This window comes from Pseudomonas sp. SID14000, from assembly GCF_002165135.1.
Taxonomy (GTDB): Bacteria; Pseudomonadota; Gammaproteobacteria; order Pseudomonadales; family Pseudomonadaceae; genus Aquipseudomonas.
In genome coordinates this window covers 47,002-63,261 of the sequence record NZ_NFZQ01000004.1, presented here as the reverse complement: position 1 = coordinate 63,261, position 16,260 = coordinate 47,002, and the positions used below count along the sequence as shown (strand labels likewise).

The 16,260-nt window shown below is 62.9% G+C and carries 14 protein-coding genes; 7 read left to right on the top strand and 7 right to left on the bottom strand.

Annotated elements, in window-relative coordinates; genetic code table 11:
• The first annotated feature begins 4 nt into the window (after nt 1-4).
• Nucleotides 5-1,387 (top strand): cysteine--tRNA ligase, encoded by a 1,383-nt coding sequence (gene cysS, locus CAY82_RS07165; protein ID WP_087500590.1) that lies wholly within the window; start codon nt 5-7, stop codon nt 1,385-1,387.
• A gap of 110 nt (nt 1,388-1,497) precedes the next feature.
• Here the strand turns inward: cysS and CAY82_RS07160 are convergent, their stop codons facing one another.
• The 3 genes from CAY82_RS07160 to csiR all read right to left on the bottom strand — a co-directional run bounded on the left by CAY82_RS07160 (nt 1,498) and on the right by csiR (nt 4,440).
• Nucleotides 1,498-2,889 carry a HAMP domain-containing sensor histidine kinase gene (locus CAY82_RS07160; RefSeq protein WP_087500589.1) on the bottom strand — a complete coding sequence of 464 codons (1,392 nt, stop codon included), beginning with the start codon at nt 2,887-2,889 and terminating at the stop codon, nt 1,498-1,500.
• A complete protein-coding gene (locus tag CAY82_RS07155) occupies nt 2,867-3,547 on the bottom strand; it encodes a response regulator transcription factor (protein WP_087500588.1) in 681 nt (226 codons plus the stop codon). The genes CAY82_RS07160 and CAY82_RS07155 overlap by 23 nt, the downstream gene beginning before the upstream one ends.
• A 197-nt stretch (nt 3,548-3,744) precedes the next feature.
• The gene (gene csiR / locus CAY82_RS07150) at nt 3,745-4,440 is read right to left on the bottom strand and encodes a DNA-binding transcriptional regulator CsiR (protein ID WP_087500587.1); all 696 of its coding nucleotides are present in this window, start codon (nt 4,438-4,440) and stop codon (nt 3,745-3,747) included.
• Nucleotides 4,441-4,635: 195 nt separating this feature from the next.
• Here csiR and glaH point away from each other — a divergent pair, with 195 nt between their 5' ends.
• The 5 genes from glaH (at nt 4,636) to hemB (ending at nt 10,753) form a co-directional block, all read left to right on the top strand.
• Complete coding sequence (gene glaH, locus CAY82_RS07145; protein WP_087500586.1) at nt 4,636-5,613, top strand: glutarate dioxygenase GlaH; 978 nt, start codon at nt 4,636-4,638, stop codon at nt 5,611-5,613.
• Between the two features lie 115 nt (nt 5,614-5,728).
• Nucleotides 5,729-6,991, top strand: a complete 1,263-nt coding sequence (gene lhgO / locus CAY82_RS07140) for an L-2-hydroxyglutarate oxidase (RefSeq protein ID WP_087500585.1) — start codon at nt 5,729-5,731, stop codon at nt 6,989-6,991.
• Between the two features lie 151 nt (nt 6,992-7,142).
• The gene (gene gabP, locus CAY82_RS07135; protein WP_087500584.1) at nt 7,143-8,534 is read left to right on the top strand and encodes a GABA permease; all 1,392 of its coding nucleotides are present in this window, start codon (nt 7,143-7,145) and stop codon (nt 8,532-8,534) included.
• An 87-nt stretch (nt 8,535-8,621) separates the two neighbouring features.
• Complete coding sequence (locus tag CAY82_RS07130) at nt 8,622-9,515, top strand: PA4780 family RIO1-like protein kinase (protein WP_063914830.1); 894 nt, start codon at nt 8,622-8,624, stop codon at nt 9,513-9,515.
• A 263-nt stretch (nt 9,516-9,778) separates the two neighbouring features.
• Nucleotides 9,779-10,753, top strand: coding sequence for a porphobilinogen synthase (hemB, locus tag CAY82_RS07125; RefSeq protein WP_013972900.1), 975 nt, complete (start codon nt 9,779-9,781; stop codon nt 10,751-10,753).
• 56 nt (nt 10,754-10,809) lie between these two features.
• Here hemB and CAY82_RS07120 read toward each other — a convergent pair whose 3' ends face one another.
• The 4 genes from CAY82_RS07120 to CAY82_RS07105 all read right to left on the bottom strand — a co-directional run bounded on the left by CAY82_RS07120 (nt 10,810) and on the right by CAY82_RS07105 (nt 14,441).
• Entirely contained in the window at nt 10,810-11,511 is a 702-nt protein-coding gene (locus CAY82_RS07120) for a YoaK family protein (RefSeq protein WP_087500583.1), read from the bottom strand.
• Nucleotides 11,512-11,520: 9 nt separating this feature from the next.
• Complete coding sequence (locus tag CAY82_RS07115; protein ID WP_087500582.1) at nt 11,521-12,150, bottom strand: riboflavin synthase subunit alpha; 630 nt, start codon at nt 12,148-12,150, stop codon at nt 11,521-11,523.
• Nucleotides 12,151-12,327: 177 nt separating this feature from the next.
• Nucleotides 12,328-13,230: a TIGR03915 family putative DNA repair protein gene (locus CAY82_RS07110; RefSeq protein ID WP_256576235.1), complete on the bottom strand. Its 903-nt coding sequence runs from the start codon at nt 13,228-13,230 to the stop codon at nt 12,328-12,330.
• Nucleotides 13,221-14,441 (bottom strand): putative DNA modification/repair radical SAM protein, encoded by a 1,221-nt coding sequence (locus CAY82_RS07105; protein ID WP_087500581.1) that lies wholly within the window; start codon nt 14,439-14,441, stop codon nt 13,221-13,223. The genes CAY82_RS07110 and CAY82_RS07105 overlap by 10 nt, the downstream gene beginning before the upstream one ends.
• Nucleotides 14,442-14,586: 145 nt before the next feature.
• On the opposite strand from CAY82_RS07105, the gene mqo reads away from it, so the two are divergent.
• Nucleotides 14,587-16,164: a malate dehydrogenase (quinone) gene (gene mqo, locus CAY82_RS07100; RefSeq protein ID WP_087500580.1), complete on the top strand. Its 1,578-nt coding sequence runs from the start codon at nt 14,587-14,589 to the stop codon at nt 16,162-16,164.
• Nucleotides 16,165-16,260 lie beyond the last annotated feature (96 nt).

Genomic DNA, 16,260 nt, shown 5'->3' with positions numbered 1-16,260 from the left:
CGCCGTGCTTACCATCTACAACACGCTGAGCAAAGCGAAGGAAGTATTCAAGCCGCTGGATGGCAACAAGGTGCGCATGTACGTGTGCGGCATGACCGTATATGACTACTGCCACCTGGGCCATGGTCGCAGCATGGTGGCCTTCGACCTGGTCACCCGCTGGCTGCGCAAGAGCGGCTATGAGCTGACCTACGTGCGCAACATCACCGACATCGATGACAAGATCATCAACCGGGCCAACGAGAACGGCGAAAGCTTCGACGCTCTGACCGCCCGCATGATCGACGCGATGCACGAAGACGAGCGCCGCCTGAACATCCTGCCGCCGGACCAGGAGCCGCGTGCCACCGACCATATCGCCGGCATGCACGCGATGATCCAGACCCTGATCGACAAGGGTTATGCCTACGCCCCGGGCAATGGTGATGTGTACTACCGCGTCGGCAAGTTCGTTGGCTACGGCAAGCTGTCGCGCAAGAAGATCGAGGACCTGCGCATCGGTGCCCGTATCGAGGTCGATGAAGCCAAGCAGGATCCGCTGGACTTCGTGCTGTGGAAGGGCGTCAAGCCGGGCGAGCCGAGCTGGGAATCGCCATGGGGGCCGGGGCGTCCGGGCTGGCACATTGAGTGCTCGGTGATGTCCACCTGCTGCCTGGGTGAAAGCTTCGACATTCACGGTGGCGGCAGCGACCTGGAGTTCCCGCACCACGAGAACGAGATTGCCCAGAGCGAGGCGGCCACCGGCAAGCAGTACGCCAACACCTGGATGCACTGCGGCATGATCCGTATCAATGGCGAGAAGATGTCCAAGTCGTTGAACAACTTCTTCACCATTCGCGACGTGCTCGAGAAGTATCACCCGGAAGTGGTGCGCTACCTGCTTGTGGCCAGCCACTACCGCAGCGCGATCAACTACTCGGAAGACAGCCTGCGCGACGCCAAGGGCGCACTGGAGCGCTTCTACCACGCATTGCGCGGCTTGCCACGGGTGGCGGCCAAGGGTGGCGAAGAGTTTGTCGAGCGCTTTAGCGTGGCCATGAACGACGACTTCGGCACCCCCGAAGCCTGCGCCGTGCTGTTCGACCTAGTGCGCGAGATCAACCGCCTGCGCGACAGCGACGTGGAGGCCGCTGCCGGCCTGGCCGGTCGCCTGCGCGAGCTGGGTGATGTGCTGGGTGTGCTGCAGCTGGAAGCCGACGACTTCCTGCGTGCCGGTGCCGAAGGCAAGGTGGATGCCGCTGAGGTCGAGGGCTTGATCCAGGCGCGCCTGCAAGCGCGTGCGGACAAGAACTGGGCCGAGTCCGACCGCATTCGCGACCAGCTGACCGCCATGGGTGTGGTGCTGGAAGACAGCAAGGGTGGGACTACCTGGCGTCTGGCTGACTGATCGGTGCAGTTGGGGCTGCTTTGCAGCCCATTCGCAGCACAAGGCTGCTCCCACAGTCCCTGTAGGAGCGGCCTTGTGCTGCGAATGGGCCGCATGGCGGCCCCCGGCCTTTACTTGGGCAGCCCCGCAAGCGGGCAGTGCAACACCAACCTGGCCCCACCCAGCTCGCTTTCCCCCACCTCCAGCCCGAACCCATGCAGGTCGACGATCGCCGCAACGATCGACAACCCCAGCCCGAACCCTGCATGGCGGTGGCCTTCATCGCTACGGTAGAAGCGCTTCAGCACTGCCGCCCGTTCCTCTTGCGGAATACCCGGCCCGCTGTCCTCGATGGCCAGGTTCAGGCCCTTATCGTCCTGCGTCGCAGTAATCCGCACCCGCCCACCCTCAGGCGTGAACTTGATGCCGTTGCCCACCAGGTTGGCCAGTGCCTCGAACAACAGTTCGCGGTCACCGTGCAATGCCGGCAGTTCAGCGGGCTGCTGCAGTTCCAGGCGAATGCCGCCATCTTCGGCCAGCGGCAGGTAGAAGTCGTGCAACTCCACCAGCAGCTCGTGCGGGTCAAGCTGGACGAAACCAGCCCGACGCTGGCGGTCTTCCAGTTCGCTGATGCGCAACAAGCCGCGAAAACGCGCCATCAGGGTGTCGGTTTCGCCGATGGCCTGGTCCAGCGCTTCGGCCTGGGTGGAGTCGACTTCACTCTGCTGGCGAATTCGGTACAGTTGGGCACGCAGTCGCGTGAGCGGGGTACGCAGGTCATGGGCGATGTTGTCGCACACGCCCTTGACCTCGTGCATCAGCCGCTCGATGCGGTCGAGCATGGCGTTGACGATGGCCGCCAGCATGTCCAGCTCGTCACGCCGGGCAGACAGCGGCAGGCGGTGGGTGAGGTCACCGGCGACGATCAGTTCGGCCTGGGCCTGGATCGCGCGGATGCGCTTGAGTGGCCGGCGTCTTAGCAGGTACCAGCCGGCAAAGCCCGGGATCAGGGTCAGCGAGATGCCCCAGAGCAGGGCGTGCAGAATGATCCGGGTGACCACGAACAGCGAGCCGTTGTCGCGCACCAGCACCAGCCAGCGGCCATCCTGCACCTTGATCGCCACCGCGTCGCAGCTGTCCCGCGGCATGTGTGGGTCGTCGGCGTCCAGGCAGCGGTTAAGTTCGTGAACTTTGCCATCCAGCCCCAGCTCGGGTGGGATGGCGCGAATACGCCCGCCGATCGGGTTGAGCTGGCTGTCGAACAGGCCATAGGCGTCGAAGCTGCGTTCTTCGAAGGCCTGGCTGGCAACAAGGGCGTCGTCCAGCTGTTTGCCACTCATATGTGCGAACAGGTGCTGGCGCTGCAACATGGAATGGCGGGTAAGTTTGTTCAGGTAGCTGGACACCTCGAAGTACAGCACCCCCATGAGGATGCTGCTCCAGGCCACGAACAGAAAGCTGTACAGCGCCAGCAGGCGGCTGGTCGAAGAGCTCCAGCCCTTAGACGGGTTCAGCAATGGCATAGCCGGAGCCCCGTACCGTACGGATCAGTGGCGTCTGGCCGGGAGAGTCGATTTTCTTGCGCAGGCGGCCGATGTGTACATCGATCAGGTTGGTGCCCGGGTCGAAGTGGTAGCCCCAGACTTCCTCGAAAATCATCATCCGCGTGATCACCTGGCCGCTATGGCGCATCAGGTACTCAAGCAGCTTGTACTCGGTGGGCAGCAGGTTGAGGGTTTGTTCGCCGCGGCGGGCTTCGTGGCTGATCAGGTCCAGTTGCAGGTCGGCGACCTGCAGCCGGGTCTGGGTCATGGGCACGCTATTGCGGCGCAGCAGTACTTCGACTCGCGCGGCCATCTCGTCGGACGCGAACGGTTTGGTCAGGTAGTCGTCCCCCCCGGCACGCAGGCCGCGTACCCGCTCGTCGACGTCGGAGAGGGCGCTGATCATCAGGATCGGTGTGGCGATCTTCAGGTTGCGCAGGGTGGTGACGATGGTCAGCCCATCGACCTCGGGCAACATGCGGTCCAGGGTGATCAGGTCGTAGCCGCCGGCAATGGCCTTGGCCAGGCCTTCACGGCCATTGTCGGCCCAATCCACCTCCAGGCCGTGGCTGGTAAGTTCGGCGACGATTTCCTGGCCGGTGACGGCGTCGTCTTCGATGGTCAGTACGCGAGGCATGCTGGTTTCCGGGCATCTAATGGAGACTTGATTGTGCCAAAGAATAGCCAAGCGGCGATTTAAGAAAAATTCATCTGGCGTCTTTTGCCTGCACTGGCCTCTTCGCGGGTAACCCCCCCACAGGTGCAGCGTCGCCCCCAAGAGCGGTGACATCCCTGTGGGAGCGGGTTTACCCGCGAAGCAGGCGCCGCGGTGTTTCAGCGTGCGCCGATACCCTCGGCATGCATGATCTGCGCAATGATCGGCACCGGAGTCATCAGGTGCGATCGCATCATGGCGCTGGCGCGCTTGGCGTCCCGGGCCAGAATCACTTCCACCAGTGCTGCATGCTCCTGGCGCTTGAGCTCCAGGGCCTGTTCGGAAAACACCGTCTGGGTCAGCCACAGGTGGCGGTAGCGCTCGGCCTGGTCGAACAAGTAGGTGCGTGCCTGCAGCAGGTGCTTGGAGCCGCAGCCCGAAGCAATGGCCGTGTGGAAAGCCTTGTGCCGTTCGTCCCACACATCCAGGCGCTGCTCGCGGGTCTTCACTTCCACCACCTTGGCCAGGGTATGCGAGTGGGCCAGTACCGACGCCTCCCAGGCGTCGTCGCCACGCTCGATGGCCAAGGTGATGATCATCGCCTCCAGGTTGGCGCGGGCATCGTAGATGTCGTTCATCTCGTCCAGCGACATGGGCGCCACGCGATAACCCTTCTGGCTGATCGCGTTGACCAGGTGCTCGGCCACCAACTGCGACAGCGCTTCACGCAGCGGGCCCACGCCCAGGTCGTAGCGTTCCTTCAGGGTGCTCATCAAGAGCTTTTCCCCAGGCTTGAACACGCCGCGAATGATGTCCTTCTTGAGCCTCTCATACCCGCTGAATGCTGAGTTTGGCCGGGGGGCGAGCGCTTCCAAGATCCTGTTCCTCAAACCGTTTTGCCGATCATACAGAAAGCGTTCGCTGGCGAAAAACAATGGACAAATACGCATTTTGTCGCTGAAGAATAAAAATGTAGACATTTAGCGTTTGTGGCGATATTTTTACCTCGCCCGCACTGATCCAGCTCATGCCCGGACGGCGCCACCCACTTTCTTTGCCAGGACACTGCCATGAACGCTTTTACGCAGATCGACGAACTTGTGATGCCACTGCCGCTCGAGCCGCGTGGTTACACCATCGCCCCCTCGAAACAGTCGCCGCGCCTGCTTGAACTCACCTTTGCCCGCGAAACGGTCGAAGCGTTCGTCCAGGCCGTTGCCCAGTGGCCGGTGCAGGCGCTGGAGTACAAGTCGTTCCTGCGCTTCCGGGTTGGCGAAATCCTCGACGAACTGTGCCAGGGCACCTTGCGGCCGGTGCTGCTCAATACCATCCTCAATCGCGCCAGCGGCGGCATGCTGATCACGCCGGTCGGCCTGGATGACGTGAGCCAGGCCGAGGACATGGTCAAGTTCACTACCGCCTGCGCACACCTGATCGGCCGCTCCAACTACGACGCCATGAGCGGCCAGTTCTATGCCCGCTTCGTGGTGGTCAATACCGACAACTCCGACAGTTACCTGCGCCAGCCGCACCGGGTCATGGAGCTGCACAACGACGGCACCTTCGTCAACCAGATCACCGATTACGTGCTGATGCTGAAGATCGACGAAAAGAACATGGAAGGCGGCAACTCGCTGCTGCTGCACCTGGACGACTGGGAGCAGTGCGACGAATTCTTCCGCCACCCGCTGGCCCGTCGCGAAATGCGCTGGACCGCACCGCCGAGCAAGAAGGTGTCCGAAGATGTGTTCCACTCGGTATTCGACACCGATGCCGAAGGCCGCCCGACCATGCGCTACATCGACCAGTTCGTGCAGCCGGAAAACTACGAGGAGGGCATCTGGCTGAACGCCCTGTCCGAGTCGCTGGAAGGCAGCCAGAAGAAGCTTTCGGTACCGGTTGGCGTGGGTAGCTTCCTGCTGATCAACAACCTATTCTGGCTGCATGGCCGCGACCGCTTCACGCCGCACGAAGGCCTGCGCCGCGAGCTGATGCGCCAGCGCGGTTACGTGGCTTTCCCCAAACCGCTGTACCAGCGCGGGCAATAATGACAGGGCGCGGGGCGGGCGCCCGCCCACGCGTCTTTGCACAAAACGATGCCACCAGGGCCCGCGCGGGCCTTGGTGAGCCAGTCAGGCAATGCCTGCGTGTGAGGTAAAGGCTGTGTACGATTTCATCATCATTGGCGGTGGCATTGTGGGCATGTCCACGGCCATGCACCTGATCAAGGTCTACCCGGATGCGAAGATTCTCCTGCTGGAGAAAGAGTCCGGCCCGGCCCGCCACCAGACCGGCCACAACAGCGGCGTGATCCACGCCGGCGTGTATTACACCCCCGGCAGCCTCAAGGCGCGCTTCTGCCTGGAAGGCAACAAGGCCACCAAGGCCTTTTGCACCCAGCACGGTATCCGCTTCGATGAGTGCGGCAAGCTGCTGGTGGCCACCAACGACCTGGAAATGCAACGCATGAAGGCGCTGTGGGAGCGCACCGCGGCCAATGGCCTGGAGCGCTACTGGCTGTCGGCGGCCGAGCTGCGCGAGCGCGAGCCCAATATCGTTGGCATGGGCGGCATCTTCGTGCCCTCCAGCGGCATCGTCAATTACGCCGAAGTGACTGCAGCCATGGGCGCCGAGTTCCAGCGCGCCGGCGGTGAAATCCGCTATGGCGCCGAGGTGGTCGGCCTGCAGGAACTGGCCAGCGAAGTGGTCGTGCGCACGCGTGGCGACCATCATGGCGACGAGCTGCGCAGCCGTTTCCTGGTGACCTGCTCGGGCCTGATGGCCGACCGCGTGGTGAGCATGCTGGGCTTGCGTACCGAGTTTGTCATCTGCCCGTTCCGCGGCGAGTACTACCTGCTGCCCAAGCAGCACAACCAGATCGTCAACCACCTGATTTACCCGATTCCCGACCCGTCCATGCCGTTCCTGGGCGTGCACCTTACGCGCATGATCGACGGCACCGTCACCGTTGGCCCCAACGCCGTGCTGGCGATGAAGCGTGAGGGCTATCGCAAGAGCGACGTCAGCCCCGGCGACCTGTTCCAGACCCTGACCACCCCCGGCATCCTCAAGGTGCTGGCGAAGAACTTCCGCCCAGGCCTGATCGAGATGAAGAACTCGCTGTTCAAGGGTGGCTACCTCAAGCAGGTACAGAAGTATTGCCCAAGCATCACCAAGGCCGACCTCACGCCTTACCCGGCCGGTGTACGTGCCCAGGCCGTGTCACGTGACGGCAAGCTGATCGACGACTTCCTGTTCGTCAACACGGCGCGCAGCGTCAACGTGTGCAACGCGCCGTCGCCGGCCGCCACCTCCGCCATCCCGATCGGCGCCTATATCGTTGACAAGGTATGTGAGCAGGTCTGCCGCCAGGGCGCAGCTTTCCCCAAGGCCGACCTTGCGCCCCGTCAGCGGGCAGCCGGCTGACAAACCCGTAACAGGTTCTGCGGTTTCGTTTTACTCAACCCGTTCTGCCCTACTCACCATCTAGGGCAGGGCGGGCTTTTTCGCGCCTGCGTCGGTGACGTGCAAGCCGGCGGCCCCAGCGTGGGCATGACAAAAACAACAAGGTAGCGCCATGCAAACCCACAAGAACAATTTGAGTCATGGATTGAAATCACGGCATGTCACCATGCTGTCCATCGCCGGCGTGATCGGCGCCGGCCTGTTCGTCGGCTCCGGCCGTGCGATTGCCGAAGCAGGGCCCGCCACCATCCTGGCCTATATCCTGGCCGGCGCACTGGTGGTGCTGGTGATGCGTATGCTGGCTGAAATGGCCGTTGCCTCGCCAGACACTGGTTCGTTCTCTACCTATGCCGACCTCGCCATCGGCAAGTGGGCCGGCTACACCATCGGCTGGCTGTACTGGTGGTTCTGGGTACTGATCATTCCCATCGAGGCCAATATCGCCGCCACCATCATCAACTCCTGGGTTCCTCAGCTGGAGATCTGGGTATTGTCGTTGGTGATTACCCTGTTGCTGACCGCCACCAACCTGTTCAGCGTGAAGAATTACGGTGAGTTCGAGTTCTGGCTTGCGTTGGTGAAGGTAGTGGCCATCGTCGGTTTCATCGCGCTGGGTGTGTGCGCCATCTTCGGCCTGCTGCCAGGCTCCGGTGTCAGCGGTGTGTCGCGCCTGTGGGATAGCGGCGGTTTCATGCCCAACGGCTTTGGTGCAGTGCTGAGCGCCATGCTGATTACCATGTTCTCGTTCCTCGGGGCTGAGGTGGTGACCATCGCCGCGGCCGAGTCCGACGAAGCAGGCAAGCATATTTCCAAGGCCACCAACTCGGTGATCTGGCGGATAACCCTGTTCTATATCCTGTCGATCTTCATCGTCATCGCGCTGGTGCCGTGGACCGACCCGCGCCTGGCCACCGAAGGCTCCTATGTCACGGTGCTGGACACCCTCGGTGTGCCACATGCCAAGGCCATCATCGACTTCGTGGTGCTGACCTCGGTGACCAGCTGCCTCAACTCCTCGCTGTACACCGCCTCGCGCATGGTCTATTCGCTGAGCCGTCGCGGTGACGCCCCTGCCTGCGCCCAGGTGACCAGCCGCAGTGGTACGCCGGTGGTGGCGGTGCTGCTGTCTACCGGTGCGGCGTTCCTGGCGGTGATCGCCAACTACCTGGTGCCGGCCAAGGTGTTCGGCTTCCTCATGGCCAGTTCGGGCGCCATTGCCCTGCTGGTGTACCTGGTGATCGCCATTTCCCAACTGCGCCTGCGCCAGCGCCTGGCCGCACAAGGCAAGACCCTGGGCTATCGCATGTGGCTGTTCCCGTGGCTGACCTGGGGCGTAATCCTGTTCATCAGTGGCGTGCTGGTGCTGATGCTGTTCCGCCCGGACCACCGTCTGGAGGTGATATCGACCATGGTTCTGGCGGTGTTGGTGGTATGTTCGGGGTTGCTGGTCACACGGCGTCGAGCGCGCGGGGTGGCAATTGGTAGCGTAGGGCAGGGCGTCTGATGCGCTATCAGTGAAGACAGACGAGCAAGTCGCCCCTGGCTGTGAGAGGATGTCCGCCATCACAGCCAGGACCCCGAACGCAGCCTGATGAAGACACCGAAAAGAATCGAACCCCTGATCGAAGACGGCCTGGTCGACGAAGTACTGCGGCCATTGATGAGTGGCAAGGAAGCCGCTGTGTATGTGGTGCGCTGCGGCAGCCAGGTGCGCTGTGCAAAGGTCTATAAAGAAGCCAACAAGCGCAGTTTCCGCCAGGCCGCCGAGTACCAGGAGGGCCGCAAGGTGCGCAACAGCCGTCAGGCCCGGGCCATGGCCAAGGGCAGCAAGTACGGCCGCAAGGAAGCCGAAGACGCCTGGCAGAACGCCGAAGTGGCAGCGCTGTTCCGCTTGGCCGGCGCCGGTGTGAGGGTGCCCAAGCCCTACGACTTCCAGGACGGCGTGCTGTTGATGGAGCTGGTGACCGATGCCGACGGTGACGCGGCGCCACGCCTGAACGACGTGCACCTCGACGCCGAAGATGCCCGGGCGTTCCATGCCTTCGTCATTCGCCAGATAGTACTGATGCTGTGTGCCGGGCTGGTGCATGGCGACCTGTCGGAGTTCAACGTGCTGCTTGGTCCGGACGGGCCGGTGATCATCGACCTGCCGCAGGCGGTGGATGCAGCGGCCAATAACCATGCCTTCAGCATGCTGCAACGCGATGTGGCCAACATGGCCCATTATTTCGGGCGCTTTGCCCCGGAGCTGAAAAGTACCCGGTATGCGCAGGAAATGTGGGCCTTGTACGAGGCGGGCGAACTGCGCCCGGACAGCCCGCTGACGGGGCTGTTCGAGGATGACGAGCAGGCGGCTGACGTGGCCGGGGTGATGCGCGAGATCGATGCGGCGCGGCTGGATGATGCGCGCCGGCGTGCCGCGCGGGTCGAGGCCGAGCATGGGGTGGCCAGGGCAGAGGAGCCTGCGCCGCCCTGGCTGCAGTAATAGGTTGCCTTGAGGGCTGCACAGTTCTCTGTAGGAGCAGCCTTGTGCTGCGAAGAGGCCTGCAAGGCAACATATCACCCTCGGCTGTAATGGCCCCTTCGCAGCACAAGGCTGCTCCTACAGGACCTGCGCAGGCCGTTAAGGCAAGATAGGGCCATCGCAGGCTTGTTGCTGTTGACGCAAGACAATATCTCGTCATCTGGCCTTTTCACTGGCGCGCGACAGGCATAAGGTATACGCCGTTCAAATTCCCTGGAGCTGTCATGTCCAACCAATTCCCGTCCGTTCGTCCACGCCGCCTGCGCCAGAACGAGTCCCTGCGCACGATCTTCCAGGAAACCGAGTTCCGCCTTGAAGACCTGATCCTGCCGATCTTCGTCGAAGAGGGCATCGATGACTTCGTGCCGATCACCAGCATGCCGGGCGTCAACCGCATCCCCGAGAAGCTGCTGGCCCAGGAGATCGAGCGCTATGCCCGCGCCGGTATCAAGTCTGTCATGACCTTTGGCGTTTCGCACAACCTGGACGCCGTTGGCAGCGACACCTGGAACGAAAACGGCCTGGTCGCGCGCATGTCGCGCATCTGCAAGGACACCGTGCCGGAAATGGTGGTGATGTCCGACACCTGCTTCTGCGAATACACCAGCCACGGCCACTGTGGTGTGCTGCACGACCACGGTGTAGATAACGACGCCACCCTGGCCAACCTGGGCAAGCAGGCGGTCATCGCCGCTGCCGCCGGTGCCGACTTCATTGCCCCTTCGGCAGCGATGGACGGCCAGGTCCAGGCCATCCGCAGCGCGCTGGATGGTGCCGGCTTCCACGATACCGCGATCATGGCTTATTCCACCAAGTTCGCATCGTCGCTGTATGGCCCGTTCCGTGAAGCCGGCGGTACCGCGCTGAAGGGGGACCGCAAGAGCTACCAGATGAACCCGATGAACCGTCGCGAAGCCGTGCGTGAGTCGCTGCTCGATGAGCAGGAAGGGGCGGATGTGCTGATGGTCAAGCCGGCCGGTGCCTACCTCGACGTGATCGCCGATATCCGTGCAGCATCGCGCCTGCCGCTGGCGGCGTACCAGGTCAGCGGCGAGTACGCGATGATCAAGTTCGGCGGCCTGGCTGGCGCCATCGATGAAGGCCGGGTGGTGCGTGAAAGCATTGGCGCGATCAAGCGTGCAGGTGCCGACCTGATCCTGACCTACTTCGCCATGGACCTGGCCCGCGAAGGCATCTGATTTCAGAGCGCGCCGCTTTCGCGGCGCGTCGCCGGCAAGCCAGCTCTCACAGGTGATCAGCGCGGCATGTAACCGCGCTGCCAGGAACCGGGGATGAACCGCGACACCATGGCCAGTACACAGGCCAGTGCACAGCTGCCGGTCATTGCCAGCAGGCCCAGGTGGTGTTGCAGCCAGGCACCCAGGGCGGCACCCAGCAGCATGCCGCCCCAGGGCACCAGTTGCACCCGCCAGCCATTGCGCCGCTCGCCCAGCAGCCAGCGCCCCAGGCCACGGCCGAAGCGCGACAGGGCGCCGGTGACGTACGTCAGGCCGATGGGCAGGCCGTTTACCTGTTCAACCACGGCATTGATCATGCCCATGGCCAGTGTGGCCGCGAGCAACGCCGGAAAGGTGACCGCCAAGGGCCATGCCGCCGCGAAGGCCAGCAGGGCGGCGACTACCAGCAGCACCGGCCAGGCCCTGCGGCGGAAACCACGTGCCAGCAGCACGCCCAGGGCGTTGCCGACGACGAAGCCCAGCACCGCGGCACTCAGGCGCAACACCAGGGCCAGGTCCGCTTCGCTGATGGCGACGGCCAGGCGAGTGGTGTTGCCACTCATGAACGACACGAAGTCACCCAGCGCCAGCAGGCCGATAGCATCGGTCATGCCGGCCAGCACTGACAGGCCGGCCACCAGGCCGAGACCGACACGACCACGCAGAATTTGCAGGCGCAGCCGTTTGGCCGTGCGTGCGGGGAGGGTGGTAGGCAGCATGGGCGGGCCTCAGGGCAGCAGTTTTTCGCGGGCCAGGGTGCCTTTGATAGTGCGTTCCACCACATCGACCAGGACCATGGTCTGGTGGTCCACTTCGATGTTGAGTAGCTCGCCGGCCTTGTAACTGGCGAAGGTGGTCTGGCGCAGGGTTTCCGGGATCAGGTTGATGGTGATCACGTTGTCCTCGACATCGGCGACGGTCAGGCTGCAGCCGTTGACCCCGATGAAACCGCGCGCGAACACGTACTTGCCCCATTCCGGTGGCATGCGGAACTTGATGAAGGCGCCGGTTTCCTTGATGGAGAGCTCGACGATTTCAGCGGTGGTGGCGATGTGGCCGGCCATCAGGTGGCCACCGACTTCGGCGTTCATCTTCGCCGAGCGTTCAATGTTGACGCCCTGGCCGGCCTTGAAATTGCGCAGGTTGGTGCGCTTGAGGGTGGCGGTCATGGCGTCGAACCTGACCTGGGTGCCGTGGATTTCGGTGACCGACAGGCAGGTACCTTCAACACTGACGCTGGCGCCGATCTTCAGCTCGTCGAGCAGTTCCGGGGTGAGGTCGATGGTGAACTGGTTGTGGCCCGGGTAGGTGGTCACATCAAGCAGAGGGCGGACGGCCTGGACGATGCCGGTGTACATGGAGTTGCTCCTGGGCACGGAAAAGAAAACTTCCGAACGCTATGCCCGTGGAGCGGTAAAAGCAAGCTGGCCATTTGTCTGGGTACTTGAAACCCACAAGCAGCTGTTCAGGGCAAACACAATTCATACGTGGCCACCGCTAACCGTCCATCCTCGGTCAAATCCCCTTCGACCGTTTCATTGATCATGTCCACCACCGGCCCTGGCGTGAACCCGGTCAGTTGCAGCTCCTCGGCAATCACTTGCAGGCTTGCTGATTTTCTTGCCGGACTGGGCTGCCACTTCTACGGCCTGTCCGTCCCGTTGCTTGCCTTGCCGTGCCAGGCCTTCGAGTTGCGGAATCAGCATGCCCTCCGGCAAATGCCGCCAGAACCGCCCGGGCATGTGCAGGCGCAAGGCATCGGGGTTGAGGCGTGCAGGGTTGAAGGTATGGCGATAGTAGGTGCGCCATAGCTCGGCGCCGGGGTCTTCGATGTTGCGCGCCCACTGGCGCCAGGGCTCGGGGCACTGGCGCCGGTAATCGAATGCCTGGCCATCGAAGTGTATGCCGTCGCGCGCCGTGGCAATCATCCAGCGCAAGCGCCCCAGGCGGTCGGCGAAATGCGCACTGGCGCTTTCCAGAATGTCATGCGCCGGCTCGTGATAGGCCACCAGGTCAAGTTGCAGCTGTTCAGCCAATACTTCCGGTAGTGGCACGAAGCGTACAAAGGCATGCAGATGGTGCGCTTCGCGAGTGACCTGGTTGATCCGTCTTTGCAGCTCACTGCCCAACCGGTCACCCGCCAGCATCGCAGTGCGGTCACCGTGGGCCACCCGCCACAGTACTTCGTAAAGCAAATTCCAGCGTTGCTCGCCACGGTAGCGGGCGGCCTGTTCGAGTTGGCTCAGCAGCGCCGCTGGCACTTTGGCCCGGAAAGGACCGGAGCCTTCCGGGAGCGCTGTCGGTACGGCCAGCAAATCCGCCACCGGCCCCTGCGCCCAGGTGACCTGCGACGGGTCGATGCCATGCCCCAACAACACCCGAGCCTGATCACGCCAGGTGGCAAACAGGTCGTCGCAGTCGAGCGCGATCATCCCCACAAGCCCATCTGCACCGGCGCTTGCGGCTCACGCAAGCGCGCCCTCAGCAGGCCGCTGCGCAGCTCGGCCTGGGCCGGGCGGTAGTCGCTGGTGACAATGAACGGCCGCGCCTTGTCCAGCACGCAGCGCAACTGAATCAGGTCGTCATAGCGGATGCGCCGCTCGCGTCGCAGGGCAACCAGGCGCTGCACACTCCGCAGGCCGATGCCGGGGATGCGTGCCAGTAGCGCCGGCTCGGCACGGTTCACGTCCAGTGGGAATACTTCGCGGTTGGCCAGAGCCCAGGCCAGCTTGGGGTCGATGTCCAGCGCCAGGTTGCCGCCCTGGCCCAGCAGTTCGCCGGCCTTGTAGCCATAGCCTCGGAGCAGGAAGTCAGCCTGGTACAGGCGATGCTCACGCATCAGCGGCGGTGCGGCCAGGGGTACGCTGCCCGGGCTGTCGGGGATGGGGCTGAAGGCGGAGTAGTACACGCGCTTGAGGCCGTAGCCCTGGTACAACGATTCAGCATTGCGCAGTAATGTGCTGTCGTCGGTGCTGTCAGCGCCAACGATCACCTGGGTGCTTTGCCCGGCTGGGGTAAAGCGCGGCGCCTTGGGTTCGTGGGCCACGGCCTGCTGGCCCAGGTGGATCACGCCCATGGCCTGGCGAATGGTATGCGCCTGTTTCTCCGGCGCCAGGCGTTTCAGGCTGGCGTCGGTCGGCAGTTCGATGTTGACGCTGAGCCGGTCGGCCAGGTGCCCGGCCTCTTCGATCAGCAGCGGATCGGCATCGGGGATGGTCTTGAGGTGGATGTAGCCCCGGAAGTCGTGTTTTTCGCGCAGCAGCCGGGCCACGCGGATCAACTGCTCCATGGTGTAGTCCGCCGAGCGGATGATGCCAGAGCTGAGGAACAGGCCGCTGATGCAGTTGCGCCGGTAGAAGTCCAGGGTCAGCCGGACCACTTCCTCGGGGCTGAAGCGCGCGCGTGGCACGTTGCTGGAGCGGCGGTTGACGCAGTACTGGCAGTCGTAGAGGCAAAAGTTGGTGAGTAGCACTTTGAGCAGTGATACGCAACGCCCGTCGGGGGTGTAACTGTGACAGATGCCCATGCCATTTGTGGCACCCAGGCCGTCGGCGCCGCGCGAGTTGCGCTTGGGCGCGCCGCTGCTGGCGCAGGAGGCGTCGTACTTGGCAGCATCGGCAAGGATGCCGAGTTTGGCGATGAGTTGCATGGGGCTGACCTGTAAAACTGAATATTCATACAGTATTTTGAGATGTGGTTGATTGCAAGTGATTGCGCGTCAGTCGTGCCCGACTAAATCCCTCATCTAAGCTTGTGTCTGTACTGACGGACAGCAACGAGGTACGGGAGACGTTATGAAGATCACCATCAAGCCGGTACTGGCGCTGACCGGGCTGGCCTTGGCATTCGGCATGCTCGATGCCCGCGCCGCGGAAACCAGGAAAGTCGATATCATGCTGGTGGGCGGCGGCATCATGAGTTCAACCCTGGCAGTCTGGCTCAATGAACTGGAGCCGGGTTGGTCGATGGAAATGGTCGAGCGCCTGGACAAGGTTGCCGAAGAAAGCTCCAACGGCTGGAACAACGCCGGCACCGGCCACTCGGCCCTGGCCGAGCTGAACTACACCCCGGAGAAGGGCGGCAAGGTCGATATCAGCAAGGCAGTGGAGATCAACGAGTCGTTCCAGATCACCCGCCAGTTCCTCGCCTGGCAGGTGAAGCAGGGCGTGCTCAAGAACCCGCATTCCTTCATCAACACCACCCCGCACATGAGCTTTGTCTGGGGTGACGACAACATTCGTTTCCTGAAAAAGCGCTACGAGGCACTGCAGGCAAGCCCGCTGTTCAAGCCCATGCAGTACTCCGAGGACCCCGCGCAGATTCGCAAGTGGGTGCCGTTGATGATGGAAGGCCGCGACCCCAACCAGAAACTGGCCGTGACCTGGACGCCGATCGGCACTGACGTCAACTTCGGCGAGATCACCCGGCAGTACGTAGGTTATCTGCAGACCCGGCCGAACTTCGATCTCAAGCTGTCGAGCGAAGTGCAGGCCATCACCCGCAACGAAGACGGCTCCTGGCATGTCGAGTACAAGAACCTCAAGGACGGCAGCAACGCTGCCACCGACGCCAGGTACCTGTTCATCGGTGCTGGCGGCGCGGCGCTGCCGCTGCTGCAGAAGTCGGGCATCGATGAAGCCAAGGACTATGCCGGCTTCCCGGTCGGAGGTTCGTTCCTGGTTACCGACAACCCGGCCATCGCCCAACGTCACATGGCCAAGGCCTACGGTATCGCCGCCACTGGTGCGCCACCGATGTCGGTGCCGCATCTGGACACCCGTGTGCTCGATGGCAAGCGCATGATCCTGTTCGGGCCGTTCGCCACCTTCTCGACCAAGTTCCTCAAGCAGGGCTCGCTGCTTGATCTGTTCGCCAGCGCCAGTGTGCACAACGCCTGGCCAATGGTAAGGGTCGGGGTGCGCGAGTTCGACCTGGTGCAGTACCTGATCGGCCAAGTGCTGCAATCTGACGATGACCGTTTCGAAGCATTGCGTACCTACTTCCCTGAGGCGAAAAAGGAAGACTGGCGGCTGTGGCAGGCGGGCCAGCGGGTGCAGATCATCAAGAAAGACGAGGCACTGGGTGGCGTGCTCAAGCTCGGCACTGAGGTGGTGACGTCCAAGGATGGCAGCATTGCCGGGTTGCTGGGGGCTTCGCCCGGCGCTTCGACCGCACCGCCGATCATGCTCGACGTGCTGAACAAGATGTTCAAGGACAAGGTGGCATCGCCGCAGTGGCAGGCCAAGATCAGGCAGATCATCCCGACCTACGGCATTCGCCTGAACGACCACCCGGACCAGTTGCATAAGGAGTGGGCATATACCAACGAGGTGTTGCAGCTCAATCCTCCCGAGAGCGCCGTTACGCCTTAGCAAGGTACCGTGCGGCCCTTCGCGGGCAGCTCGCTCCCATGGAGCTGCAATATTTTTTCTGCGCGGCAGCGCAGCCCAAAAGCGCTGGGCAATCCC

Coding starts and splice junctions, on each gene's coding strand:
- CAY82_RS07105 (WP_087500581.1), bottom strand. CDS start 14,441: ATGCAACTCATCGCCAAACTCGGCATCCTTGCCGATGCTGCCAAGTAC.
- mqo (WP_087500580.1), top strand. CDS start 14,587: ATGAAGATCACCATCAAGCCGGTACTGGCGCTGACCGGGCTGGCCTTG.
- hemB (WP_013972900.1), top strand. CDS start 9,779: ATGTCCAACCAATTCCCGTCCGTTCGTCCACGCCGCCTGCGCCAGAAC.
- CAY82_RS07115 (WP_087500582.1), bottom strand. CDS start 12,150: ATGTACACCGGCATCGTCCAGGCCGTCCGCCCTCTGCTTGATGTGACC.
- CAY82_RS07160 (WP_087500589.1), bottom strand. CDS start 2,889: ATGCCATTGCTGAACCCGTCTAAGGGCTGGAGCTCTTCGACCAGCCGC.
- CAY82_RS07130 (WP_063914830.1), top strand. CDS start 8,622: ATGAAGACACCGAAAAGAATCGAACCCCTGATCGAAGACGGCCTGGTC.
- glaH (WP_087500586.1), top strand. CDS start 4,636: ATGAACGCTTTTACGCAGATCGACGAACTTGTGATGCCACTGCCGCTC.
- CAY82_RS07155 (WP_087500588.1), bottom strand. CDS start 3,547: ATGCCTCGCGTACTGACCATCGAAGACGACGCCGTCACCGGCCAGGAA.
- gabP (WP_087500584.1), top strand. CDS start 7,143: ATGCAAACCCACAAGAACAATTTGAGTCATGGATTGAAATCACGGCAT.
- CAY82_RS07120 (WP_087500583.1), bottom strand. CDS start 11,511: ATGCTGCCTACCACCCTCCCCGCACGCACGGCCAAACGGCTGCGCCTG.